Source organism: Petrotoga sibirica DSM 13575, from assembly GCF_002924625.1.
GTDB classification, from domain to species: Bacteria; Thermotogota; Thermotogae; order Petrotogales; family Petrotogaceae; genus Petrotoga; species Petrotoga sibirica.
Window position 1 is genome coordinate 1 of record NZ_JAHC01000019.1, and the last position, 25,067, is coordinate 25,067.

The 25,067-nt window shown below is 32.6% G+C and carries 29 protein-coding genes and 2 tRNA genes; 1 reads left to right on the forward strand and 30 read right to left on the reverse strand.

Translation table 11 applies throughout. The features are described 5' to 3' along the window. Positions 1-24: 24 nt before the first annotated feature. Positions 25-99 (reverse strand) — tRNA-Gln (locus AA80_RS05660). Positions 100-158: 59 nt separating this feature from the next. Then, positions 159-1,460, reverse strand: coding sequence for an NAD(P)/FAD-dependent oxidoreductase (locus AA80_RS05665; protein WP_103876832.1), 1,302 nt, complete (start codon positions 1,458-1,460; stop codon positions 159-161). Between the two features lie 91 nt (positions 1,461-1,551). On the opposite strand from AA80_RS05665, the gene AA80_RS05670 reads away from it, so the two are divergent. After that, positions 1,552-1,641 (forward strand) — tRNA-Leu (locus tag AA80_RS05670). Between the two features lie 69 nt (positions 1,642-1,710). Here AA80_RS05670 and AA80_RS05675 read toward each other — a convergent pair. The 28 genes from AA80_RS05675 to AA80_RS05815 form a co-directional block, all read right to left on the reverse strand. Beyond that, on the reverse strand, positions 1,711-3,012 hold the full coding sequence (locus tag AA80_RS05675; protein WP_103876833.1) for a hypothetical protein: 1,302 nt from the start codon (positions 3,010-3,012) through the stop codon (positions 1,711-1,713). 102 nt (positions 3,013-3,114) lie between these two features. Then, positions 3,115-4,545: a complex I subunit 5 family protein gene (locus AA80_RS05680; protein ID WP_103876834.1), complete on the reverse strand. Its 1,431-nt coding sequence runs from the start codon at positions 4,543-4,545 to the stop codon at positions 3,115-3,117. A 27-nt stretch (positions 4,546-4,572) separates the two neighbouring features. Beyond that, a complete protein-coding gene (locus tag AA80_RS05685) occupies positions 4,573-4,908 on the reverse strand; it encodes a cation:proton antiporter subunit C (protein WP_103876835.1) in 336 nt (111 codons plus the stop codon). Continuing rightward, the gene (locus AA80_RS05690; RefSeq protein ID WP_103876836.1) at positions 4,905-5,594 is read right to left on the reverse strand and encodes an MnhB domain-containing protein; all 690 of its coding nucleotides are present in this window, start codon (positions 5,592-5,594) and stop codon (positions 4,905-4,907) included. Before AA80_RS05690 ends, AA80_RS05685 begins: the two co-directional genes overlap by 4 nt. Next, the gene (locus tag AA80_RS05695) at positions 5,591-6,376 is read right to left on the reverse strand and encodes a DUF4040 domain-containing protein (protein ID WP_103876837.1); all 786 of its coding nucleotides are present in this window, start codon (positions 6,374-6,376) and stop codon (positions 5,591-5,593) included. The genes AA80_RS05690 and AA80_RS05695 overlap by 4 nt, the downstream gene beginning before the upstream one ends. Further along, a complete protein-coding gene (locus AA80_RS05700) occupies positions 6,373-6,657 on the reverse strand; it encodes a monovalent cation/H(+) antiporter subunit G (protein WP_103876838.1) in 285 nt (94 codons plus the stop codon). The genes AA80_RS05695 and AA80_RS05700 overlap by 4 nt, the downstream gene beginning before the upstream one ends. Then, complete coding sequence (locus AA80_RS10495) at positions 6,654-6,869, reverse strand: monovalent cation/H+ antiporter complex subunit F (protein WP_103876839.1); 216 nt, start codon at positions 6,867-6,869, stop codon at positions 6,654-6,656. The genes AA80_RS05700 and AA80_RS10495 overlap by 4 nt, the downstream gene beginning before the upstream one ends. A 38-nt stretch (positions 6,870-6,907) precedes the next feature. After that, positions 6,908-7,330 (reverse strand): Na+/H+ antiporter subunit E, encoded by a 423-nt coding sequence (locus AA80_RS05710; protein WP_103876840.1) that lies wholly within the window; start codon positions 7,328-7,330, stop codon positions 6,908-6,910. Between the two features lie 15 nt (positions 7,331-7,345). After that, positions 7,346-8,353 carry a DHH family phosphoesterase gene (locus tag AA80_RS05715; protein ID WP_199177833.1) on the reverse strand — a complete coding sequence of 336 codons (1,008 nt, stop codon included), beginning with the start codon at positions 8,351-8,353 and terminating at the stop codon, positions 7,346-7,348. A 32-nt stretch (positions 8,354-8,385) separates the two neighbouring features. Further along, a complete protein-coding gene (locus AA80_RS05720; protein WP_103876842.1) occupies positions 8,386-9,198 on the reverse strand; it encodes a purine-nucleoside phosphorylase in 813 nt (270 codons plus the stop codon). A 51-nt stretch (positions 9,199-9,249) separates the two neighbouring features. Beyond that, complete coding sequence (locus AA80_RS05725; protein WP_103876843.1) at positions 9,250-9,921, reverse strand: metal-dependent transcriptional regulator; 672 nt, start codon at positions 9,919-9,921, stop codon at positions 9,250-9,252. A gap of 3 nt (positions 9,922-9,924) precedes the next feature. Further along, the gene (locus tag AA80_RS05730) at positions 9,925-10,965 is read right to left on the reverse strand and encodes an HD-GYP domain-containing protein (protein ID WP_103876844.1); all 1,041 of its coding nucleotides are present in this window, start codon (positions 10,963-10,965) and stop codon (positions 9,925-9,927) included. Between the two features lie 15 nt (positions 10,966-10,980). Further along, positions 10,981-12,219 carry a M16 family metallopeptidase gene (locus AA80_RS05735; protein WP_158248357.1) on the reverse strand — a complete coding sequence of 413 codons (1,239 nt, stop codon included), beginning with the start codon at positions 12,217-12,219 and terminating at the stop codon, positions 10,981-10,983. Between the two features lie 407 nt (positions 12,220-12,626). Further along, positions 12,627-14,714 (reverse strand): polyribonucleotide nucleotidyltransferase, encoded by a 2,088-nt coding sequence (locus AA80_RS05740; protein ID WP_103876846.1) that lies wholly within the window; start codon positions 14,712-14,714, stop codon positions 12,627-12,629. Between the two features lie 60 nt (positions 14,715-14,774). Further along, positions 14,775-15,050: a 30S ribosomal protein S15 gene (gene rpsO, locus AA80_RS05745; RefSeq protein WP_103876847.1), complete on the reverse strand. Its 276-nt coding sequence runs from the start codon at positions 15,048-15,050 to the stop codon at positions 14,775-14,777. A 99-nt stretch (positions 15,051-15,149) separates the two neighbouring features. Then, positions 15,150-16,151: a thioredoxin-disulfide reductase gene (gene trxB, locus AA80_RS05750; RefSeq protein WP_103876848.1), complete on the reverse strand. Its 1,002-nt coding sequence runs from the start codon at positions 16,149-16,151 to the stop codon at positions 15,150-15,152. Between the two features lie 22 nt (positions 16,152-16,173). After that, on the reverse strand, positions 16,174-16,845 hold the full coding sequence (gene pdo, locus AA80_RS05755) for a protein disulfide oxidoreductase (RefSeq protein WP_103876849.1): 672 nt from the start codon (positions 16,843-16,845) through the stop codon (positions 16,174-16,176). 614 nt (positions 16,846-17,459) lie between these two features. Next, positions 17,460-18,389 carry an SPFH domain-containing protein gene (locus AA80_RS05765; protein ID WP_103876851.1) on the reverse strand — a complete coding sequence of 310 codons (930 nt, stop codon included), beginning with the start codon at positions 18,387-18,389 and terminating at the stop codon, positions 17,460-17,462. A 48-nt stretch (positions 18,390-18,437) separates the two neighbouring features. After that, positions 18,438-18,905, reverse strand: coding sequence for an NfeD family protein (locus AA80_RS05770; RefSeq protein WP_103876852.1), 468 nt, complete (start codon positions 18,903-18,905; stop codon positions 18,438-18,440). A 108-nt stretch (positions 18,906-19,013) separates the two neighbouring features. Continuing rightward, positions 19,014-19,841, reverse strand: a complete 828-nt coding sequence (locus AA80_RS05775) for an MBL fold metallo-hydrolase (RefSeq protein WP_103876853.1) — start codon at positions 19,839-19,841, stop codon at positions 19,014-19,016. 23 nt (positions 19,842-19,864) lie between these two features. Then, positions 19,865-20,317: a 50S ribosomal protein L9 gene (gene rplI / locus AA80_RS05780; RefSeq protein WP_103876854.1), complete on the reverse strand. Its 453-nt coding sequence runs from the start codon at positions 20,315-20,317 to the stop codon at positions 19,865-19,867. Between the two features lie 114 nt (positions 20,318-20,431). After that, a complete protein-coding gene (gene rpsR / locus AA80_RS05785; protein WP_103876855.1) occupies positions 20,432-20,662 on the reverse strand; it encodes a 30S ribosomal protein S18 in 231 nt (76 codons plus the stop codon). Positions 20,663-20,750: 88 nt separating this feature from the next. Beyond that, positions 20,751-21,260: a single-stranded DNA-binding protein gene (locus AA80_RS05790; RefSeq protein WP_103876856.1), complete on the reverse strand. Its 510-nt coding sequence runs from the start codon at positions 21,258-21,260 to the stop codon at positions 20,751-20,753. Between the two features lie 22 nt (positions 21,261-21,282). Continuing rightward, a complete protein-coding gene (gene rpsF / locus AA80_RS05795) occupies positions 21,283-21,660 on the reverse strand; it encodes a 30S ribosomal protein S6 (RefSeq protein ID WP_103876857.1) in 378 nt (125 codons plus the stop codon). Between the two features lie 114 nt (positions 21,661-21,774). Continuing rightward, positions 21,775-23,091 (reverse strand): hypothetical protein, encoded by a 1,317-nt coding sequence (locus tag AA80_RS05800; RefSeq protein WP_103876858.1) that lies wholly within the window; start codon positions 23,089-23,091, stop codon positions 21,775-21,777. A gap of 11 nt (positions 23,092-23,102) precedes the next feature. After that, positions 23,103-24,143: a potassium channel family protein gene (locus AA80_RS05805; RefSeq protein WP_103876859.1), complete on the reverse strand. Its 1,041-nt coding sequence runs from the start codon at positions 24,141-24,143 to the stop codon at positions 23,103-23,105. Positions 24,144-24,189: 46 nt separating this feature from the next. Beyond that, entirely contained in the window at positions 24,190-24,660 is a 471-nt protein-coding gene (locus AA80_RS05810) for an acyl-CoA carboxylase biotin carboxyl carrier protein subunit (RefSeq protein ID WP_103876860.1), read from the reverse strand. A gap of 6 nt (positions 24,661-24,666) precedes the next feature. Continuing rightward, positions 24,667-25,062: an OadG family transporter subunit gene (locus AA80_RS05815; protein WP_103876861.1), complete on the reverse strand. Its 396-nt coding sequence runs from the start codon at positions 25,060-25,062 to the stop codon at positions 24,667-24,669. Positions 25,063-25,067: the final 5 nt, after the last annotated feature.

Consider the following 25,067-nt stretch of genomic DNA (forward strand, 5'->3'; position numbering starts at 1 on the left):
GACATATCACCGATTAGCTTTTTTTGGCTGGGACGGTAGGATTCGAACCTACGAATAACGGAGTCAAAGTCCGTCGCCTTGCCGCTTGGCTACGTCCCATTCATTAAGTCTACAAAAATCATTATAACATATCAATATTATTTTGTCAATACAACCGTTTAAAACTCCTTTGCGATTAGGTATCCATGACTTGTAGCATAGGTTATTGAACGAGTCCATCCGCTACAGTCTCCAATTATTTTTACATTTTCAAAGAAATCGTTGTTTATCTTATTTGCGTAAAATTTAACCTCTGCTCCATATAAGAGATTATCCGGGTAAGTAACACCTTTTACGACTGTTTCTAATCGTTCCAAAAAATCTATTATTGATTCGATAGTACGTCTGGGAAGAGCCAGATTCAAATCTCCCAAAATGAAGTGCTTAGGATCTAACGTTGGCTCGACTCGCCCTAATTTTTTTGTCCTTTTTGAACTTTTAAAATCTTCATAGCATTGAAGTATAACTTTGTCTCCACCAGTAAGGATATTTGAAAGCTTTGCGATATAAGAACCGTAACCAACAGGGTCGTTGAAAGGCTGAGTGAACGAATGAGTAACCAAGATTGCAAAATTAGTGTTGGCAGTCTTTTTGGTAGTATTTGCATGACCATTAACCGTTAAAAAGTCGTCGTAACTTTCCAAAGTAACCTCTCCACCAGGATTGTTGCAAAAAGTTCTCACAATATAGCCGGTTTTAGTTTTTAATCTAATTTTGAATTCGTACATTTCTTTGTTTAAGTAGTCCACTATATGATTAGGAAGTTCAAATCTGACACCTAGATCAACCTTGTCATTTGATAAGACTAAATCTGGATGATCTTTGACCATATCCGATACTAATTTATGGCCTCTTCTTCCAACGGCAACAACGACCTTGTCATAGTTTTTTTCACTTCCACTATTTGTTGCTACAACAACCTCCGGGCCAGGAATAACTTTGATAACTTCCTCACCAAATAAAAAATTAATGTTATTAAATTTTGAAAATTCATCGAAAATGTTTTTTACCGTTTCTATTAGTAGGTCTGTACCCAGATGAAAAAAGTGAGATCTTACGGGTTCAAAATCTGCATCGTAGAACTTTTTATATAGCTCTCCGTTTTCAAAAGAATCCCCTTTTTCTAATTTATTCGAAAGCTCTAATTTTTTATTCTTGTCGAACTTTGCTAAACCTGATTTTGTGAGATAATATTCTACGACTTTCTTTTGAATATTCAATGGAATAACTAAGTCTCCCCCCATTTCTTTTGAAATGAATAATTTTCCATCGTATTTTAAACCGCCGAATCCCGCACCTTCTAAATTCTCTCCTTTTTCATAAATATCTATCTTGTAGTTATCAATCTTTTCCTCTTCTTGCAGTCCTTTTAAGAAACCTATAGAAGCTGCGCCAAAACCAATAATAGCTATTTTTTTCATAGAACTCCCTCCCATTGAAACATTTGCTTTTCTACAAAGGTTCAATTTCTATTGACAAGAGTTTATAAATATAGTATAATAACTTAGAATTGCCGAGGTGGCGGAATTGGCAGACGCGGCGGACTCAAAATCCGTTGGGGTGGAGAACCCCGTGCGGGTTCAACTCCCGCCCTCGGCACCATTAAAGGGCATGCGGAGGCATGCCCTTTAATCTTTTATTGGAATCTTACCCAACTTTAATCGATATTTCTTATTGCACAATAAAATCAATTTTTAATTTATTTTCTTCTATTGGACTCACATTTAGTAATAAACCATACCGGCCTTTCAAATTTGGCACATAATTCTGAAAAATAGGGGTTAAATCTACAAGGGCATAAGTAACATCTCCTGTTCCAATTCTTTCACTTAATTTTTGGAACAATTCATTCTCTGAAAGCTTTGGTTTATCATTTAGAAGTTTTTGAAGCTCATCTGGTTTAATTTGTGATACCATCATATATTCGTCTTTCCAAACATAAAAAGTATTGGTTAACATTTCTGTTTCATTGTTTTGATTTGTAATTTCAGATTCTATATAAAATTCCATCATGTTTTCGTCGGTCTTTTTGTATTTTATATTATTTTCATTCAAAATAGGTATGATTTCGTCGATTTTAGCGTCAGTTTTCAATTTTAAATAGCTTGCGTTAGAAATTGTCGGCATTGCACCGTTGCTGGTAGCTAAATCAACGTTAGCCTCTATTCCTTGAGAAACAGATATTAAATTTTCGACGATTTTGTAATCTACTATTATGTTTATGAAATCTGCGTAATTTGTTAAATCTTTTGGGATTAAACCAGAGGTAAAAAATATACTACCCAGGAATGGATATTCTTGAGCCCCTTTTACAAAATTTTTATCGATGAATTCTGTTTCTGCAGTTCCATTTCCTCCACCTATTAAAAAGCCATCTTTAGTGTAAAAATAGCCATCTCCTCGATAGTCGGACGTGTTTATTCTGTAATATAATCCTTTTTTCGCGGGAAGAATTTCTTCAAAATCAGTAACCCCTTTTTCAGAAGAAGAATATACCTCTTTATTTTGAACCATTACAAGGTAGTTTTCATTTTCAATAGTTTGAAATACAGGGGTAAAAGAAATTCCGTAATCTTTCAAAAGTTCTAATAGCTTATCCAAATCCGATGCAAAAGTTTGGGGATTTTCTAAAGGACCAATAGAAAAACCAAAAATATAGTTATTTTCTTTAGGCTCTTGAACGAAAATCGAAAGGTTAACATTTAGATTATTCAAAAAACTTTCGTAATCTATCTTTAAAGCGTTAAAATACATTTTAGCAAAGTTGGAAATCATTAGTTCGGCGTTAAATGGTTCTAACAATAAAGTTTTCATAGTTGGTACGGTTTTTAAATCCGCGTATGTACCCTCTAAATCATTTATTAAAACTACCAATTTTGAATCTGAAGGTACTAATTTTAAAATGTCTTGAGGGAAAATAGTAATACTAAAAATGAAAATTACTAATGAAAAAGAAAATAAGAATTTTTTCATAATTTGCATCGTGCGATACTACGCACATTACCTCCTTTGATTTTTTTTGATATTGTTCATATTATTTTATCATAAATTTTCAGAATATTTGAAAACATTTGCCTACATTTCCATTAGCAAAGCAACCAATAAAAATGACATTTGATAGATAAAACTATTTTCAAAACTGTATATATCTATTGAAGGCAAAGCTACCTTTTTTCTTAACAATATGAACGATAGAATCCCTGCAGCAAACAGTAAATATTCAGTCAAAATTTTTAAGATGGATAAGTTGGAAGCGATAGTTGTGAAATAATAAGTTATAGATACAACGTTTAAAATTGCGAAGGTGAACATATACCAGTATTTGTATTCAAAATTTTTCTTCTTCACTTTAAAGATGTTTAATAATTTATAAAAGTACATTCCGAAGATATAGATGTTTATCTCCAGAAAGTAAGATAAAGATAAATTATCTTTAAGAATATAAAGGCTAAAGGGGAACAACCCTCCCAGGTTCATCAGCAAGAAAATGAGCAAAAGAAAAGTATCTAAGGATATTTGTGCACTTTCCAAATCTTTTAAATTTTTTGTGCCATTTTTCTCGTATATATCTTCGGCTATCATGAATAAAAATCCTTTAGTGAACATATGAAAAACTATAAAATATGGAAAAAAAGGCGGGTTAATTAGAATGACCATTAGCCCATAACTCATCTGAGTCATAGTGGAATAAGCCATAAATTTTTTGATATCGTTTTGTAGCAGTGTAAAGATAGATGCAAAAATAGCAGTTATAATTGCGAAATAGTATAGAAAAACTCTAAGTTCATTGGGTAAAGAGGGTGTGAGTAAATAAACTATAAATAAAGGAAGTTTAACAATTATACCTGATAATATAGGAGAGATTCCTTTTACAGCCTCAGTGTGAGCATCGGGTAACCATCCAGATAGAAAAAATAGTCCGCCTTTAGTTAACAGTCCTGTTAGGATAAAACTGAATGCAAAAATATTAATTGCATTGGAAAGGTTGTAATTGAGATTCAAAGTGCCTGAATTTGAATAAAGAATTCCCACACCAATCAAATAGAAATTCAAAGCTACTAAGCTCATCATCAAGTACTTCAAAGCTGCCCATATTCTTATTTCATTCTTATCGTATGATAACAAAAGAAAAGTTAATATAGAAGCTAGCTCTAAATGAACGTATATGTTGAAAAAATCTCTACTCATAAAGAAACCATTTATACTTCCAGTTAATAGAAGCCAAAGTGAAAAAAACACGTGATCATAATTTTTGTAGATTCTAAAAAAGGTTATTAAAGAGAAAAGATTGAATAAAATAAGTAAGAATTTAATATTAAAGTCAAAGGTAAATTCTATACCTTTAAGACCGGAATAGTTTCCTATTACAAATGAACCTTCTTGAAAAATAGCAAGAAATAAGAAAGTTAGTATATACGAAATTGACACCAGTAAGGTGGTTTTTCTTTTAAAAATATAAGTCAGTATGCCGAAAGATATGGGTATTAAGGATACAAGTAGAATCATGCTTTGCTCCTGCTTATATGAGATTTCTTATTTTTTCTTAGCTTTCTTTTCAATTTCATCAACTTCAAGGGTCTTGAATTTGGAAGATAATATCATTGCAAAAACTAACATTAATGCCAAATTTGCAAATCCAATTACTATAACGGTAAGCAGAAAAGAATGTATGAGCGGGTCTGCGTAGGTTTGTAAATTTGCGGTGATAATAGGTGAATTTGTATCGTAGGCTAAAAGAACAAAAAAAAGAACTATTCCTCCTTGGAAAACCCCGAGGTTGATAAATATTAAGATAAGATCTTTTTTTACAATAATTCCAAATAAACCGATAAGTATTATTGATAAAGTGATGATATAGTAAATATTCACAATAATCCCCTATGTTTTAAAAATCTATACAGGATAGTCCATGATCCACCAAAAACCTCGAAATAAATTAAAAAGTTTAGCAAAATGGCGGATCCTCCACTTGCCAATTCTCCAGGAGATCCTTTTAGATGGAAATTAGAGAAAATAGAATCTCCCCAAACGTATCCTAACAAACCATATATTATTATGAATAAAGGTACCAGCATTTTCAACTTCTCAATTTTTGATTTTACAAACAAGTTTTCTATTTCATCCGTTGGTCGTACCAAGGAAACCGCTAGAAAACCTGTTCCTAGAATAGTACCTGCAGCAAAACCACCACCAGGGGCTATATGGCCGGTTATCGCAATATAAAGAGAGATTAAAACTATTATTTGAAAAATTATTGGTGTTATAACCTTTATGATTGGGGTGTCGTATTTTATCTGCTGGTCGTCGGGAGCAACCGTAGGAATTTTCCCTATAAATTCGGAAATACCAATGATTGCCACTGTAAAAACCAATATTTCAAAAAAGGTATCGTAGATCCTATAATCAAGAACAATAGCGGACACCATATTAATTGATCCGTTTTCAGCAAAAATTCCAGAAGGTTCATAGAAACTTTTCATATCTCCAACTTTTAAGTTTAATGCAAGGACGAAAAAAATTGTTATTATCAACGATAAAACAAGGTAATTTTTCATCCAATATACCTCCTGACGAGGTTCTCATAATATTCTGTGTCACTTTTTATTTCTTCCAAAAATTTATTGAAGTCCCTTGCTAAAGATTTATCTCTTTTATAAAAGATTATTCTGTAACTAGTATCTTTAATAATCTCTATCTTTTTAGACAACAGCCTTTCTTCTCCCATAACGATTTTTCTGAATCTTACGGCATCAATTATAAAATCATCATCCAAATCTTCAAAGCTTTTTGATTTTAAGTTTGGCATAAAAATTCCTAAACAAGTTTTATTAGGTTGACCAACAGCGTATAATTTTGATAATAATATACCGCTGGATGGTATTATGTTTTCGTAATTATTATCATCTAAAATTATTCCTCCAGCCAGAATTTCTCCATGGTCGTTTATGTTATCCATGGGATCTTCAAGATCTTCTGTGTTCACTTTTATGAAATCGGCATCCAATCCTTTTCTTTCCAAAAATTCTTTGATTAGTTCGTATTCAAATCCGTATAAATTTCCTTCTTTTTCCTCTATCATATAAGGGGTTTCAATGTAGTAGACCTTAACCTCGGCTGTCTTTTTTATAGCAATTAAATATATAAAAACAACAAAAGCTGCACCAATGGTTATTTCAACAAAAGCTACATCCGGTGCATTCAAAAGAAAAAACAATACAGAAATTGCAACAGAAAAAACCCCATAGCCAATGATCACGTTAATATAACTTTTTTGTGATAATATGTATAATGAAAGAACGATCAAACTTAAGAAGAGAAAAATTATAGAATAGCTCATTTGTTTTCTCTGCCAACCTTTTCCCCGGACTTTGCAGCGTGATAAGCTATTATCGAAGAGATTGCTGGATTCAAAACTAGAATAATGATAAACAATATGAGTAATCTACCCATGTTTTCAGGGTATTTTAGCATCAGTGAGATTATAACGGAGATTATTCCTACTGTATCTGCTATCCCGATTGCTTGAATTTTAGAATAGAAATCCTCCATCGTAAACAATCCTAAGGTTCCAGAAAGCAAAAATATTATCCCTATTCCCATTAAAATGTTGGCGATCATCTTTTATTACCCCCTCTTTCCAGGTACGACGAGACTATCAAAACACCCCATATGTTAAGAATTAAGAAAATAATTATAACGTCCAAAAGAAAAGATTGATCTGAAAGAAGGGAAAAAACCAACATCAGAATGACCGCTTTTGAAGAAAACGAAGAATAGGAAAGTAACTTTTCCCATGTTGATTTTGTAGTTATTAACTTAATCAAAATCATAAAAAGGGATATTAGGATGCAAATTTCAAGTATATGGATCAGATTATATCATCCCTCCAAATATTATCTGCTCTATGGGCTTCCTCTGGAGTTAAAGAAACTTTGTGGACTATTAATTTATCCTCTTCTTCATATAAAACAAGTGTTTTAGGAGTTAATGAGATGGAATTTGCTATTGCAGTTTTTTCAAAATCAGATTTTCCCTTAACATCTATGTGAGATAAACCCGAGTACCTTTTTAAGAGTATCAAAGGTAAAAAAGAAAATGCATTTTTATACATTTTTAAAAGGCTACCTAAACTGTACACCAACATTTGAATCGTTCCATAAGTGGTGTTTTTAAAAAATAAGTTGGTTACTCTGATTGTTATGATAACACCGAAAACTCCTAATATTAGTGAAAGATCGGAAAAATCGTTAATTAGAACACTCCAAATTGCAAATAAAAAGATGTATGCCATATAAAATCACTTGCCTTATTTAAAGGCTGAGTCAGGATTGTGATTTGCAATTGTTTTTGATATTGTATCTACAATTTCTTCCATTGTTTGTCTTATGTCGTTTGTTTCGACTGAAAATCCAGCTGCCCGCGGATGACCGCCGCCACCAAAATTGAGAGCAATCTTTGATACATCTGCCCATTTTTTGGATCTCAATGAAACATGATAGGAACCTTTTGCATATTCTTGAAATACGATGGCGATCTCAACGCCTCTAATGGATCTAAGATTTTCCACAAATGAAGGGGAATCTTTTGGTAAAACGTTATATTTGGAAAGCATATTCAAGGATAATAAAGAGTAAGCAATTTGGCCATTTAAAGCTAGTTTAAGATTGGAAATGACGTCTTTATACAAGTAAATTTGTTCTAATGGAATGTTATCCAATATGGTATTTGAAATATCGCTAATGTTTGCACCTTTTTCAATCAACTCAGTAACATCTTTGAAAACTAAAACGCCTGCGTTTTGATATTTAAAGAAGCCGGTATCGGTTGCTATTCCCAACAAATTCATTGTCGACAGTTCTTTGTCGTATTCAACATTTAAAGAAGTCAATATTCTATAAACCATTTGAGCGGTTGACGCCATTGTGGTGTCTACCCAATTTAGATTTCCAAAATATTTATTTGTTATGTGATGATCGATCAACAGGACATGAAAAGCATTTAAATATTTTTCAAATCTTCCTATTCTATCTGGTGATGAACAGTCTAAAATTACCATTATATCGTATTTTTTATAAATTATTTCTTCAACATCTTCAAACTTTTTGATCTTCGATTTAACTAAAGGAAATTGTAAAAGATATTCTGGAATTTCATCATCGATTACTGCTGTTACATTTTTCCCTAATTTTTCTAATCCCAAAGTCATCGATACTAAACTACTCACATCATCTCCATCTGGAAGTATATGACCTACAACCAAAATATTATCATTCTTATTTATTTCTTCTACAATCTCTTTTAGATTTTCAGACAACTTTTTTCCTCCGCTCTTTTTGATGTTTTTCATTAAAATAATTTAATAGCATTGTATACAACTTTTTCAAACTTTCCCTTTATTTTTTCCGTTATTCTAAGTACTTCTTCATGTCTTAGAGGTTGTGGCAGAATACCAGCAGCCATATTCGTAACAGCAGAAAATGAAATCACTTTTAAACCAACATGATTGGCCGCCATTACTTCTGGTAAGGTTGACATACCCACTAGGTCTGCTCCATATTTGTCGAACATTCTAATCTCAGAAGGGGTTTCGTAGGATGGCCCCAAAGTCCATAAATAAGTTCCCTCTTTGAGCTCTATATTATCTTTTTTACATTTCTCTATAACGTTTTTTACCCAATTTTTATCGACAGGTTCAACTAAAGAAGGGAATCTTGGGCCAAACTCATCTAAATTAGGGCCTCTTAAAGGATTTTTAAATGTGAAATTTACGAAATCAACATCTACCACTATATCCCCCGGAGAAAATGTTCTGTTAATTCCACCAGCTGCGTTTGTTATTATCAGACCTTTAAGGCCTAAATCCTTCATCACATAAATAGGGAAAACTATATCTTTTAGTTCAATTCCTTCATAAGCATGAAATCGGCCTTTTAATATCATGACAGGGATACCTTCTATTGTACCTATTATTAAAGACCCTTCATGTCCTACTACAGTTGATTGTGGGAAAAAAGGAATGTCCTTGTATTCAATCACCTTTGGATTTTCTACTTGGTCGGCTATGTATCCAAGGCCTGAGCCTAATATTAATCCTAGAATTGGTTTTATTTCTATGTTTTCTTTAATGTATTGAGAAGCTTTTTCTATTTTAGTGGTCATATGTAAATATGTACCTCCTTAGGGCAAAAAATAAATTTAAAGGTTTAAACCTTAATTTAGATTTCCTATTATTATATGCCTTGATTCATTTGACGTAATGTTGATTACTTTTTCATTAATCAAAATTTCGGTTATGTCATCGGTTTTCTTAATTACTTTTAGTGTTAAACCAGGATATATTCCTTTGTCCATTATGTTTTTTCTTAATGTAGAATCTCCTGAAATATCGTATATTTTTGCAGTTTCGGAAACAGATAAATCCCAGAGAGAAGTTTTGAAGTCATGAGGCATTTTCTTACTATAATTTGAAATAAACTTTTTCGCTTCAGTTAATTCTATGGGATTTCTTTTAAGGAATAACATCAATCCATCTAAAGAAATATAAAAATTATCATTCATATGGTGCTCAATGCCACAAGACAAGTTATAAGCCTCTTCTTTTGAAAGCCCTAATACGTTGACAAAAAAATCTATAAGAATTATGTATTTTCTATAAACCTTTTCTGCGTTAAGTAAGCCTTTTTCCGTTAGTTTTACATAACCGTACCGCTCATGTTTAACATAACCATATTTTTCTAATTTTCTAATGGCTTCAACCGAGGAAGCATCTTTTACAGATAATATTCTTGAAATATCTCTTACCCTTGGTATTTTTCCGTCGATATGTAAAATATAAATAGCTCTCAAATAATTTTCCAGACTTTCTGAGATATTTTCTGCCAATATTTACCCTCCTTTTTTCAGTACTTCTCTGATAAACAAGCCGGTTTCCATTCCTGTTTCTATCGTTTTTCCATCACATTCCACTATTGGAAAAGATGAAGTTTTTCCCTTTTTAACGACGGTTGCCTTCTTGCCGTTGTTTAAAATTACCTGGGTTCCTGTTGGGTACAACCCAACTATTGAAAAGAAAACACTTACATAATACGGATCAAAAATTAATCCTGAATATCTTAAGAGAAAACTCATTGCATCGTATGGAGAGTTCCCTATTTCTATGTAGGAATCATAAGCGTCTCCTATTTGTAATATTCTTACCAAAGGACTTATAGCGTTCTCTTTTAATCTCATAAAAATACCAGTTCCATCGTAGCGTTCGTGGTGGGTAGAAATAGCATCTACAATTTCTTTCCCTATGTTTTTTTGAATATTTTTTAATGTTTCATAAGCGGATACAATATGAGATCTGACAGATACATCTTCTAAGTCTATATAATCAAATATCACTCTTTTTCCTATCAAACTGTATCCAATGTCATGAAGTAGACACGTTTTAACGAGCGAGTCGAAGAATACATCTGGCATATTCAATTTTGAAGCGATTATTGAGGCAATGATCGATGTATTTATAGAATGAGAATTTAAAGCTTCGCTTCCTATGGCATGGAATAAATTTAGTACAACGTCTTCGGTTTTTAAAAATTTCTTATAAATATCTTCTGCAAGAGAATCTAATTCTGAAGGATCATCCTTTAAATACGTTATATCTTTTACAAATTCAAAATGTTGATGCCATTCATTATATGTTTCTTCTTCTACAATAGGTGGAATAGATTCAAACTCTATGGAAATCTTTTCTTCGATCTTTTTTTCAATAAAATCATTTTCATCGTAAACATTTACCGTCTTTATACCATGGCTTCTTAACCTGTTAATGTCAGTTGATTTTAAGACAGTTCCTTTTGGAATTAACAAAAGAGATTCTTTAAAAACATCTTCTGCAACTATTTGACCGGGTTTTAATTCATAAAAAGGGATTCTTTTCATAAAGAGCACCCACCTTCAGGATTTTATTGGTTTTTTCGGTGAAAGTATTGAAACGTATTTATTATTAGAAAAAATGTTGTTTGCCGTTTCAAAAACGTTATGAATTTCAACCTTTTCTATATTTTTTATAAATTCTTCTATCGTCATGATTTTACCATAATTTATATACAAATCTAAAACATTTAAAGCCATAGATAAATTGTTTTCTACCTCTAACGTTAATTTACCGATTAATCTATTTTTCCCGTAATTGAACCATTTTTCTATTTCTTTATTATTCTTAAGATCATCTACAACTTCCTGTATTTTTCCAAGTAGATTTTCTAGGTTTTTATCGGTTGTTGCCGCATAAAATAATAACAAACCAGCTTTCGGATAAGTTTCATAATCAGATGTGACTTCGTAAGCTAAACCTTCTTCTTCTCTAATTTTTGAAAATAGGAGGGAACTCATTCCACTTCCCAGAAAGGTATTGAGTACTAGTGTAGAGTAATAAGATTTATCTAATTTAGAAGGTGCTTTAAATCCTTCAACTAAATAATTGCTAGCTAAATCATTTTTGTATTTTTTGATGAAGATTTCTTTGTCTACTATCGAAGGACTGATGATGTTATTTTTAAAAGAGTTCAAATTTGGAATACTTTTTATTTGGTTGAGTTGTTTCAATACCGAAACCTCATCGAACTTTCCTGATATTATGACTACAGTGTTTTCCGGTTGATAGTATTTGTAGTGGAATTCTTCTAGTGTTGATTTTTTTATATTCATGACGGTATCTTTGTATCCCATTATAGGTCTTGAAAAGTTGTCATCGTATATATTTTTGTATAAGTTTTCAAATACTATGTTTATTGGTTCGTCTTCATATGAAGAGATTTCTTCTAATATTATACCTTTTTCTTTTTCTATATCCTCTTCCTTGAATAAAGGTTCATAAAGGATCTCAGACATGATTTCTAGTGTTTCATTCACTTTTTGAGAAGGTATCTTCGCAAAAAATACTGTGAAATTCTTTGAAGTGAAGGCATTTAATACACCCCCTACTTCTTCAATTGGTTGTTTAATTTCGAAGGTATTTTTTCTTTTAGTTGCTCGAAAAGAAACGTGTTCAATGAGATGAGACAATCCTGCATTTTCTTTTGTTTCCTTTGAGGAACCTACTTTCACACAAAAAAGTACGGACGCACTCATCATAGAATCCCTGTTAATAAGAATTACATCTAAACCATTGTCTAATATTTTATGAGTATACAAAATTAGTTTTCCTCCATGTACTAAAGAGTTTAAAATCATTTTTCTTAAATATTTTGTTTGGAAAAACAGCAAATTTACGATATTTAATTATACCATAACAATATCAATTATATCTAACTTATATAACATACAATACAAAAAATTGGTTTGATAATTGTTCTAGCAAGAATTTAGAAAGTATCTATAAAATTTGCTCTGATTTTGGTTTATAAAATAAGTGTTAAAAATGTCAGATATTTTAGGAATAAAATGGGGGAGGGGACGAGGCAAAAAGCAAGAATTTTTTTATCCTTATGGATATGAGGCAGGAAAAGGGTTGTTTTATATAAATTTTAGAACTTCTAAAGACAATATCTATTACTAATATTAATAAAAACATGCGGTTAAAAAGCCGCACGTTTGATTTTTTAATTTTCTTCTTTTAATTGTTTTAATTGGAATTTTCCTTGATCTTCGATCTTCATTACTTCGACTTTAACCTTATCACCAATTTTAAAGGTTTCAAGTTTGTCTTTTAAATTGGAGACATGTAACATTCCAACCTTACCCGGTAACACTTCTACAAATATTCCATACTTTTCAACCCTTTTCACGGTACCTTCAAAAATTCCACCTTTTTCTACTTGTGCGATTAAATTTTGAATGTGCTTAATAGCTTCATCAACCTTGTTTGCATCATGGCCGGTTACCTTGACTTTTCCATCATCTTCAATGTAAACTTCGACATTGTATAATTCGCTGATCTCTTTAATATTTTTCCCGCCGGGGCCTATTACTTCTCCTATTTTTGAAACGGGTATTTTAAATACTTTCATTATTGGAACGTATGGAGACAGTTCTTTGCGTGGTTGAGGGATAGTCTCGTACATCTTATCTAAAATCTTTAACCTTGCTATTTTTGCTTTTTCTAGAGCCTTTTGAAGAACTTCTTTATTAACTTGACTGGTTTTAACATCCATTTGAAAAGCAGTTATTCCATCTCTAGTTCCCGCTACTTTAAAATCCATGTCTCCTAGGTGGTCCTCCATTCCTAAAATATCTGTTAAAACTACGAAACTATCGTTTTCAAAGATCAAACCCATGGCGATACCTGCCACATGTTTCTGGATAGGTACACCTGCATCCATTAAGGCCAAAGAAGCTGAACATACACTAGCCATTGATGAAGAACCATTCGATTCTAAAATATCTGAAACAACTCTAATAGTGTAAGGGAACTCCTCATCGCTCGGAATAAGGTTTTTATGTGCCCTTTCTGCTAAATGTCCGTGGCCAATTTCTCTTCTGCTGACTCCTCTGAGCCTTTTCACTTCACCCGTTGAGAAAGGAGGAAAATTATAATGGAGCATAAACCTCTTTTCTTCGTCGCTGAATATAGTGTCAAGAACTTGAACATCCAAAGGAGCACCTAACGTAACAGTTCCTAGAGATTGAGTTTCCCCTCTGGTAAAAAGTGCAGAACCATGCACTCTCGGTATCAGTCCTACTTCACAGGTGATATCTCTAATTTCATCACAAGTTCTTCCATCAACTCTTTTGTTCTCATTGATAATCATCTTTCTCATCGAATCTTGAAGTTTTTCTTCAAAAGCATTTTCTAAGAAACGTTTTTTATCTTCAAAAAAAGCAACACTCCATTTTTCCAAGAATTTTTCTTCAAATTTATTCATTACGTTCTTTTTATACTCTGATATAACTTTATCTCTGTTTTTTTTACCTTTTGTGAGAAGCACCTTTTTTAACTCTTCTTCGTCTATGAGTGATAAGTAATCTTCAATAAATTCCTCTGGAACTATTTCTTTTTGAACTTCCCATTTTTCAATGTTTAATTCCGAAAGAAACTCTTCTTCAATTGATATAATTTCTTTTATTTTTTCCTGTGCAAACATCAGAGCATCGACCATCTCTTCTTCCGAAACTTCCAGTGACTCACCTTCCACCATTGTAATTGCATCTTTAGTTCCTGCAACTACCATGTCGATTTTAGAATTTTTTAGTTGTTCTTGGGTTGGAAAGGCAACGAACTGTCCATCAACGTATCCTATTCTTACTCCTGCAACAATACCATCAAATGGGATAGGTGAAAGATTCAAGGCTAACGAAGCGCCTGTTATACCCCATGTTTCTATGCTGTCGTCATTCAACATTGAAAATACGGTAGTTATGACTTGAACCTCGTTGAAGAAATTCTCTGGAAACAAAGGTCTAATCGGTCTATCGATGAGTCTTGCGGCTAATATAGCTTCGTCACTTGGCTTTCCTTCCCTTTTTATAAATCCTCCTGGGATTTTCCCAACCGCATAGAATTTTTCCTGAAATTCTACGGTTAACGGGAAAAAATCCTGGCCTTTTACTGCATCTCCCGAAGCATCTGTTGTAACTAATATCGTTGACTCGTTAAAAGTCAGCATCACAGAACCAAGAGACTGTTTGGCAACTTTACCATGTTCAATACGTAATTTTCTGCCAAAAAGTTCTTTTTCCAATACTTTCATTCTCACACCTCCTATAAAAACAAAACGGAGCTTATGCCCCGCTTTTTAAAAAATTTGTTATCAACCTCTTATACCTAATTTATTGATGATTTCTTGATAAACTAAGGGTTTGTTTTTTCTCAAATATTTGAGCATCTTTCTTCTTTTCCCTACCATCATCATCAATCCACGTCTACTATGATAATCTTTTGGGTGTTGTTTCAAATGTTTCGTTAAATGTTTGATTCTAGCAGAAAGTAGAGCTATTTGCACCTCTACAGAACCAGTATCTTTGTCGTTGACTTTAAATTTTTCAATAAGCTCTTCTTTTTTTTCGGGGTCCAATCCTCTAGACATCTTTTCTATAACCTCCTGCAAACTATTCCTTTAACCAAGTAAAGGGGTTACACCCTAAACTGAGTTGAAGGTACTAAAATATATTATACAATTATATCTTCATTTTGTCAAATTTATTGATGCAGTTGATGGTATTTGATCTTCATTGATGTATTCTCGGATTGCATGTGAAGCAGCTATAGCTCCATCGGATACCGCAGTTACAATTTGTCTTAGCTCCTTTTTTCTTACATCTCCTACTGCATAAATACCTTTAACTTTTGTTTCCATATTTTCGTCTGTAATTAAGAAACCATATTCGTCAAACTCGAAAAGATCTTTATTTAAAAAGCTTGTTTCTGGTACTAATCCAACGAAAACAAAAACTCCATCGAAAAGTTCTTCATAGACTTCACCGTTTTTTAGATTTTTAATGACCAAACTTTCTACCTTATCTTTGCCTTTGATTTCTTCAATGACCGAATTCCATTTAAATTTTATGTTATTACGAGAAAAGGCTCTATCTTGATAAAGTTTATCTGCTCTTAGTTTTTCTCTTCTGTGAATTATATAAACTTCTTTAGCTATGTTTGATAAATAAACAGCTTCCTCTACAGCTGTATTTCCTCCTCCCACGACGGCAATCTTTTTATTCTTAAAAAAATGGCCATCGCACGACGCACAGTAAGAAACTCCTTTGGAGGAAAATTCTTTTTCGCCTTTAACTCCTAATTTTCGAGGGTTAGATCCACTTGCTATTATTATTGCTTTTGATTTAATTGTTTTCCCATTTTCCATAACAACCATTTTGTTGGGACCTTCATCCTTTAATTCTACAACCTTTCCGTCATAAAAATCGGCTCCAAAGTGTACTGCATGCTCTTTCATCAAAGTGGAGAGTTCTTCACCTTTTATCGTTTTAAATCCCGGATAATTTTCTATAATATCCGTTAAATTCATTTGACCGCCTTCAACGGCTTTTTCAATTACAAGTGCAGAAGCCCCGCCTTGTAAGGCATATATAGCAGCTGCAATTCCAGCAGGTCCACCACCAATTATTACTATGTCGTATTGTTGTTTTATTTCGGATTTTTTGTTGACTCCATCAACATTAAAAAACATGCAAGAACCTCCTTAAACTGTCCTATTCAACAGCTTTTAAAACTTCTTCCACAAAACTATTTTCAGGGTAGGCTCCTACAAACTCTCCTTTTTTTACCCACGTACCGTTTTCTTTTACTTCTATCACAGTATGAGGGACGGAACTGACAGCGTATTCGAAGGATATACTATCGAATTCGTTTGCTTCAATCATTTCCCCTATTATGTTAGGGTTTAACATAGCTGTTTGATGAGCAGCAAAAACAGCCCTAGGGCAGTATGGGCAAGTAGGAGTCACGAAAACTCTGATTCTTACATTTTTATCTATCTGTGATAATTTTTCTTTGTTTTCATTATTGAAAGAGTCTACAGTTTTATTAGAAACAGCTATGATATTTTGAAGAAAGGTGGCGAACTCATAACCCGACGGTATCCCATAGTATCTAATTCTGTAATCTCTTCCTTCGTTATCTAATATTAGCATAGCTGGTAATAGATCTTTTTCAATATCGTAATTGTTGATTTCTTGAGAATCAGAGTGGCGGGTGTCAACCTTTATCCTATCATCTAATTCACGGAGTTCTTCAAGTAACTGTTCAACTATTTCTGAGTATTCTCCATCATTTTTAAATAACAGTAGTTGAACCGGTTCCGTCAATTTCTCTAAAATTTCTCTTACCTTATTTTGTGTTTCTTTGTCCAATATTTTTTCCATATTTTAAAAACCTCCATCTATTGAAATGTATTAAACATACCCTATATAGGTATATTAACATATTTTGATTTAATCTACTTTAAAATTCTAAACGCTTTGTTAATTTTTGATGATTTAACTAGTGTTGTGAAAAATAACAGAATAGACGGTATTATTATTACTAAGGGGTTTAGTATTACAGGGACTGACAGGAATAATTTATCCATGAAATAATAAAAAGATACGGCGAATAGAAAAGCCTCAACGCCTCTCATTAGTATTTTTTTTGAGAGAAAATTGGTAAAGTATGTTTTTTTTGAATATCCGAAAGAGAGGATCGTAATTTTGAACCTTTCATGATATTTTTTAGTAGCAGCGTCAAACGATCTAAGATAAAATAAGAGTAAAATAAAGAATGCAATTATCTCCATTAATATGGTTAAATCGTTTAAATACTTCAAATAAAAACATACCAGCAAAAAAGATATTGCTCCGTACATGTTAAAATAATCTACGAAGTGATAGGGTTCTCTGTTTTTCATGATCAGAAATTTAATAACAGCAAAGGATATTAAAAAGCTGACTGCGTTGATAAACAATGACTTTAATAATACCATAAAAATTACCTCAGAGCTTTATTCTTTATTTTCTGGATTACTTTCAGAGTTTATATCGTTTCTTGAAATATCCGCCATAGCAGCTACAGAACTCAATATTCCTGAAATTTCATAAGGCATAAAGACCTTTGTTGATTTTCCATCTGAGATTGCTTTTAATGCCTCAAAATATCTTATTGTTATCAAATCTTTTGTAGGATTACCCTTATGGATTGAGTCGAAAACTTTAAGAATTGCTTCAGCTTCTCCATCGGCTTCGATACTTAATTTATACTTTTGGGCGTCTGCTTTTTTCTTGACGGCTTCCGCTTCACCCTCTGCTTTTAATATTGCGGCATTTCTGTCTCCTTCTGCTCTGGTAATTTGTGACTGTTTGTACCCTTCAGCCTCTAAGATTACAGCTCTTTTCATTCTTTCGGCTTTCATTTGTTTGCTCATTGCATCCATAATGTCTTGAGGAGGATCGATCTTCTTAATCTCTACTCTTGTGATTCTTACTCCCCATTTATCAGTGGCTTCATCTAATACTTCTCTGAGTTTTGTGTTGATTCTCTCTCTAGAGGTTAATGTTTGGTCTAATTCTAATTCACCGATTACGTTCCTTAAATTTGTTTGAGCTAATTTAACAGCGGCAGAGGTAAAATCTCCAACGTTGTAGACTACTCTATAAGCGTCAGTTACCTCGTAATATATAATGGCATCAACGGTAACTATGACGTTATCCCTAGTGATAACCTCTTGAGGTGGAACGTCGATTACCATTTCTCTTAAATCTACTTTAGTTATTCTTTCTATGAAAGGCATGATAAAATTCAACCCAGAATCAACCTCTCTATGAAACTTCCCTAATCTTTCTATCAAACCTTTTTCGTAAGGACGTATAATTTTCAAACTCATTGCTACGATAAAGATCAAAAATAGAACCACTATTATCAATATTACCAACATTGTTTTCCCCCACCTTTCTTTTTCAAATTTTGTTCACCAAAAAACATCTTACTCTTCGATATCTTTTTTTTGATTATCTTCAGGGGCTTTAATTTTTTTTATGTACACAAAATTAGCGCTTTTTTTTGTTATTACAACATCATCCCCCACATTAAAATAGGTTTCTTCATCTTCCGGATACGCTCTCCATTCGTCTCCCTTTATTTTAACGATGATTCTACCTTCCTCATCAATCTTACTCACCTTGCCGTTCATACCAACAAATTGATCTTGATAAGGTTTGATAGTAGAAGAACCTTTGTACAAATTTTTTACGATTTTTTTCGTTGAGATCCACAGCAAAAAAGAAACGATTAAGAATATTAACAAATTTAAAACAACCGATGAAATAAATAAAGAAGCAACAGCTGCTACTCCAGCTCCTATGGCGAACCATAGAAAGAAAAAAGATGGTAGTATGGCTTCAGCAATCGCAAAAATTATTGCAAAGATAACCCACACACCCCATTGACCCATAATTATCACCTCACGTCATTTTCAAACATCATTTGCGAAGCAAATGAGAATTAGGATGTTACTTCTAAAGCATTGCAAAAAAAGACCCTTTTGCAAAAAACAGCAAAATTAGATTTTAAAAACTTTTTCTGGATGGACGATATTTATTTGTATATTTGGGAATTCATTATTTAATTCTTCTTTGGCTAACTTAATTTTGCTGTTGTACCTACTTGACACATGGTATATGATTATTCTCTTTGGCTTGGAGATGTTTATTAAATTTTTTAATTCTGATAGTGAGGTATGGTTTCTAATTTTTCTATCCTTTTCATCAAAAAAGGTACATTCATGAACCAAGGTCGCACAATCTTTTGCGAAATTGGGTGGAATAGGTAGAGAATCTCCGCTTATAGTCAATATATTGGCAATGTAATTTTCTAAGATATCTTCTTTTTTATTAATTATTAAATCTTTTATTTCTGACTCTTTTAGTTCTCTGTACTCTTCTTTTAATCTTTTTCTTTGTTCTAAAATTTGGTAACCAAAAGAGACTTCCCCAGGGGTGTGTCTTGTTTTAAATGGTTTTATAAATCTTTTGTTGTTAAGAGGGATCATGTCGGATAACGTTATTTCCCTAAAATCTATTTTGTATCTTAATCTTTTATTCATTTTACCTATAAATTTTAAATATTCATCAATATTCTCTGATCCCTTTGGATAGTAAATTTCTAGTTTTTTGTTTCTGTTTCCCATAGCGTTATTACGAGTGTTAACGATTCCCCACAATCCAGCTATATGATCTACGTGGGAGTGCGTTAAAAGAATCTTCTCGATTCCATATATTTTGTTCCCTAACTCTGCACTAACCCCCTCGCCAGCATCGAAAAGTATTCTATCTGGCTTATAAAAAACCCATGTCGTATATAATGCCTTTGATCTTATCAAAAACTCCAACTGCCACAACTCCCATTGTAATTTTATTCATTTTCTGGTTCAACTTTTACCTTTATTTCTCCTCTAACACCTTGAGCGAGTTTAACTTTTAATGTGTGAGTTCCCAATTCTTTTATGTTTACCTTTTCATCAAACCAAGTTTTGTCAAATTTTTCACCGAGTAATTCTTCTATTTTCTCAGAAATATTTTGAGCCGTCACAGCACCAAAAAGCTTACCGGTTTCTCCGGATTTTGCTTTTATTACTATCTTTGTGCCTTTCAATTTTTCTAAAATTTCTTCGCTTCTTTTTTTTAGACTTTCCTTCTTTTTGTCTTCAATTTTTTTGCTTTCCTCAACATGTTTTAGATAGCCCCCAGTTGCTTCAACAGCTAAATTTTTTGGAATCAGATAATTCCTTGCGTATCCATCAGAAACTTCTTTTATTTCTCCTTTTTTTCCCAATTTTGACACATCTTCCAATAACAATACTTTCATATTTTATAACACCCCTTTGTACAATTTTATCATAATTAGGTAAAAAAAGTACCTTCAAAAAAAATAGATAGAGGAATCCCTCTATCTATTTTATTTACAATGTAAATTGTCGCCTCACTCGTTCATATATGGAACCAACATCATTTTTCTAGCACGATGAATCGCTGTTCGAACCATTCTTTGATGTTTGGCACAATTTCCATTTATCCTTTTTGGAAGGATTTTCCCCTTGTCGTTCATAAATTCCTTCAATTTTCTAACATCTTTGTAATCAATATATTCAACGTTATCTCTGCATAATTTGCATTTTTTTACTTTTTTTCTTTCTCTTTTAACGTAAGCCATCCTATTTAAAACCTCCATTTTTCCCATTTGTTATTTCACTTCTGTTACTATTTTTAAATCAAAAACTTATTTGCAAAATTTTTTCACATCAGATAGGTTTATCATCGGAAGAAAGATGGTTTTCAAGGTCACTAAAGCTTTCTTCTAAAAGAGCATCGTTCTCGAGTTCATCATCTATTTCTTCAAACGGGTCGTTGCGTGAAGTCCTATCGCTATCTGAAAAACCTTCTTCCACCGTAATGTCCATAGCTGAGAATTCATTGGCTTCTTGAGCCTTTTTTGTTTCCATAAAATTCATTCTATTAGCCCAAATTTCCGCGGTTTCTCTTTTGATATTATCTCTATCTGTCCATTGATTAATGTGAAGCGATCCTTCCACTAAGATCAACTTTCCCTTTTTTAAATAATTTGATGCAAAATCTGCCTGTTTACCAAAAGCCACAATTTTTATGAAATCTGTACCATCTTGATCGTTTGAAGAATGCCTGTCCACAGCTAAACGAAAGTTTGCAACGTTATTTCCATTCATAGTAGAGCGTATCTCAGGATCTTTGGTTAATCTTCCCACCAAAATAACTTTGTTATAAGAAATAGACATAGAAAACACTTCCTATTTTTCGTTAAATTTCTTCAGAAGTTTCTGGCTCTTCTACCTTTATTTTTGCTTCTTTTTGGGTTTTTCTTACTTTTTTCTCAAGATCTTCTCTTCTAATCGTTTGAAACCTAAAAATCTCTTGGTTCACTTTAAAAAGATCATCCAGTTGGTTAACCTTTTCTGGATCAGCTTTGTATATGATGTAGGTGTAATCTCCTTCTGTAAATTTACCTTTTTGAGTCCTATAGGCTAATTTTCTTACACCCCATCTCGTGAACTCTTCAACTTCACCTTCGAGTTGACTTTCTATCCAACCTCTCACCTTTTCTGCCAAAGCATTTCTTTCTTCTTCAGCAATGTCTGTTCTAACAACAAACATTGTTTCATAATATCTTTTTCCCACTTTATACCTCCTCCTATGGTCTTAGGCCTCTGAACTTATCAGAAGCAGGATTTTTTCTTGTGCAATTATAACAGAAAATCGAAAGAAGGTTATTGTTTTTATTTAAAAATTATATTAAAATTTTATACCAAAACCAAATTTTAACCTTAAAATATTTTCATCTTTATCAGAAGGTTCGAAAGTCTCTTCATCTACATTGAATTCTAAATTGTTTTGTATTACTCCCATACCGGCTGATAGGTTAAACTCTAAATTTTTAAAATAGAAGTTTGTTGCTATGGTATATAAATACCTTTTCTCCAAAGGTGACTCATCCAAAAGGTAGGTACCTTCAGCTGGTGCATTTTTTTTGGTTGGCGATTTACTTCCAGAAAACACCGTTTCAAAAGAAGAATAAAGGTTAAACCAATTATTGTACGTATAATCGTAGTCAACAAGAAAAGAAACCGTATTTTCACCGTATTTGTATCCTATGTAGTTATCTGTGTAATTTATAATCTTCTCATCATCATCATCATCATAAGTATTTTCCGGATATATAGTATAACCCGGACCGCCCCCTGGCTGAAAAGTGTATTGAGTTGCAAAAGCACCGTAAACACCAAAAGTTCCTAAGGTGCTTTTTATGTTTAAACCCGAAGAAAAGGCTACTTTGTCGGGGTTTTGTGTACCCTGGGGATTGAAGAATCTGTTGGTGTTAAAATCATCTACTAATAATTGAGAGTAAATATAGTAATTAGGGTCGTTGTAGTCAAAGAAGAAGCCCATTATCGAGTTATCGTTTATATCTTCAGACCAAGGCATATCATTACCTATTGCTCTAATCTCTTGAGCGAAGTATGAAGGCATTGGATTTAAAAAGTAAAAAAAGTCAAAAGCCCTATCGTAAACGAGCACATCTTGATAACCTACCCTGAAATTGTCAAATTTTAATCCATAGGTTTTGTAATTCATCGCTGAAGGGGTTTCAAAATTTTTGTTATTTTCACTTACCAGTTGAACCCACATGGTTTCAAAAAAGAAATGTTCATCTTCATAACCCACATCTAAATTAACAAGGGGAATATTATTGGAAGAAAAGAACAATGAATAAGGAGAGTTTACCTCATCTTTTAGTTGCTTTATACCACCACTCAATTCAAGTGTTTGATTGTCGTTTCTAAGAGTGATATAACTATTTTCTATCAAAAAATAGTGATCCCAATAGTAATCTGACTCATGAAAATAATACTTATCATCGTTGTAGAAAGATATCTCGCTTGTGATATCAAAGTTTGGAGTGTAATTGTATAATTTTATACCTATTCTGTCTGTGAAAGTTTCTTCACCGGAATCATAAGTTCCATGTATGTTAAGTTCTAAGTTTATAGAAAATCCAAATGAAAAAAGTAAAAGAATTATTAAAATGGAAAACGACATTTTCTCGTACATTTTATACCCCCTCAGCTTAACTGATAACTTTCTTGCTCAACTATCTCCCGCAATTTTTTGATTTTAGAATCTTCACCTAATACTATTATTATGTCACCTTCTTCTATTATTGTATTTGCCTTAGGGTTGAATATACTTTTATTATCTTTTTTTCTTACGGCTATCACTATCATATCTACCTTGTCTGGTAAGGCTATTTCTTTAAGGGATTTACCGATCACCCAAGAGTTTTTGGGTATTTGGACCTCTTCTAATTGTAAATCTTTTTCTTGTGTATGAATTATCGTTTCTAGGAATGATACAATGTTTGGACGAGTTGCCATATAGGCTAATCTATTTCCGGAGATTTCAGATTCGAGAACGATCTTGTTGATCCCAGCATAAGAAAGTTTTTTCACTGATTCAGGGTCGTTAACTTTTGAAATGATGTTGATTTGAGGTACTATACTTTTCACTGTTAAAGCAACAAACAGGTTATCCACATCGGAAGGTAAGGTTAATATGATGCTGTTGGCTCTCTTGATCCCGACTTCTTCCAGCGTGGTTTCATTTTTTGCATCACCAATAAAATATGGGAAGTCCGCGTTTATTTCTTTCAGGAATTGTTGGACTCTCTCTACTGATTTGTCCAACAAGATAAAATCTTTTTTCTCTTTTAACAGATTTTGACAGACAAAAAATCCTGTTTTACCGGCTCCTACAACAATATAATGATTATTCATACCATCTATTTTTTTCATCCTTTTTCTTACCTCCAAAACGTTTCTCATCTGACCCTCAACAATGAAGGAGGTCAAGGTTGAAAGAGAGTATAAAACTACCGTTATTCCAGAGAGAATCAATGCCATTGTAAATATATGTGAAACTCTCGATAGATCGGCAGGTATATCGTATCCAACGGTACTCAATGTGATTATAGTAAAAAATAGAGAGTCTAAAAAAGCCCAATCTTCGAGCATCATATACCCTACAGTTCCTGAAAAGACTATAATAACAAAAATTATAATAGATATAACAAATCGTCTTATTTTCAAAGTAAGAGTTTCATTCATTTGATCGAGACATGTGCCCCCTTTTCACTTTGGAGATTAATAGTTTTTACCTTATAATCATTAATGTTTGATCGCCTTCGACGTTATCCCCTCTTTTTACCAAAATTTTTTCAACTATACCGTCATTTTCGGCTGGTATTTCATTTTCCATCTTCATTGCTTCGATTATGACAAGCTTATCTCCAGCTTTAACGCTCTGTCCTTCTTTCACATTTATTTCGTTAATTACTCCTGGGAGAGGAGCTTTGACCTCATAACCTGAGTCTGTTTCCCTTTTATTTGGCTCCTCAGGGGTCTTTTCCTCTTCATCTTTTTGTTTTTTCTCTACTTTTTTCTTGCCCTTTTTTTCAGCTTTTTTGTCGAAAACAGGCTTGGGAGACTCACTAAATTGCTCTTTTTCGGTGGTTTTTTCTTCTTTTTCTTTTATATTTTCTTCGTTAGCAAATTCAGAGCCTATTTCCTCAACTTCAACCTCATAGGTTTTATTGTTTATAGTAACTTTGAATTTTCTTTTCAATTTACTTTACCTCCACCTTTTTTTGTAGTAAGGTTTCCAAGAAATAGAAGGTTCGTGTTTCATCCACTTTGTTTTAGGCTTCTTTTTTAATTCAAACTCTTTGTTTGAGACTTCTTTAATACTTTTGATTTTAAATTCTTTATGAGTAAGATAACAACTTATGGCTGAAACGATAGCAAAAAGTTCTTCTTCATCTCTTTTCTCATTGTTTTCAATCCTTTTTACTTGTGGTGGCTTTATGTACTCTTTTTGAGGTTTTTCTAAACTTGATTTGCCTGATAAGTTATTACTATTTCTACTTTTAAAGAAAAAGCGAAAAAGCCATATGATCGTCATTAAAATTATAAGAAGTAAAAAAACTATAGATATTCCCATTAATGAAAGAATCCATACATTTTTCATAATTA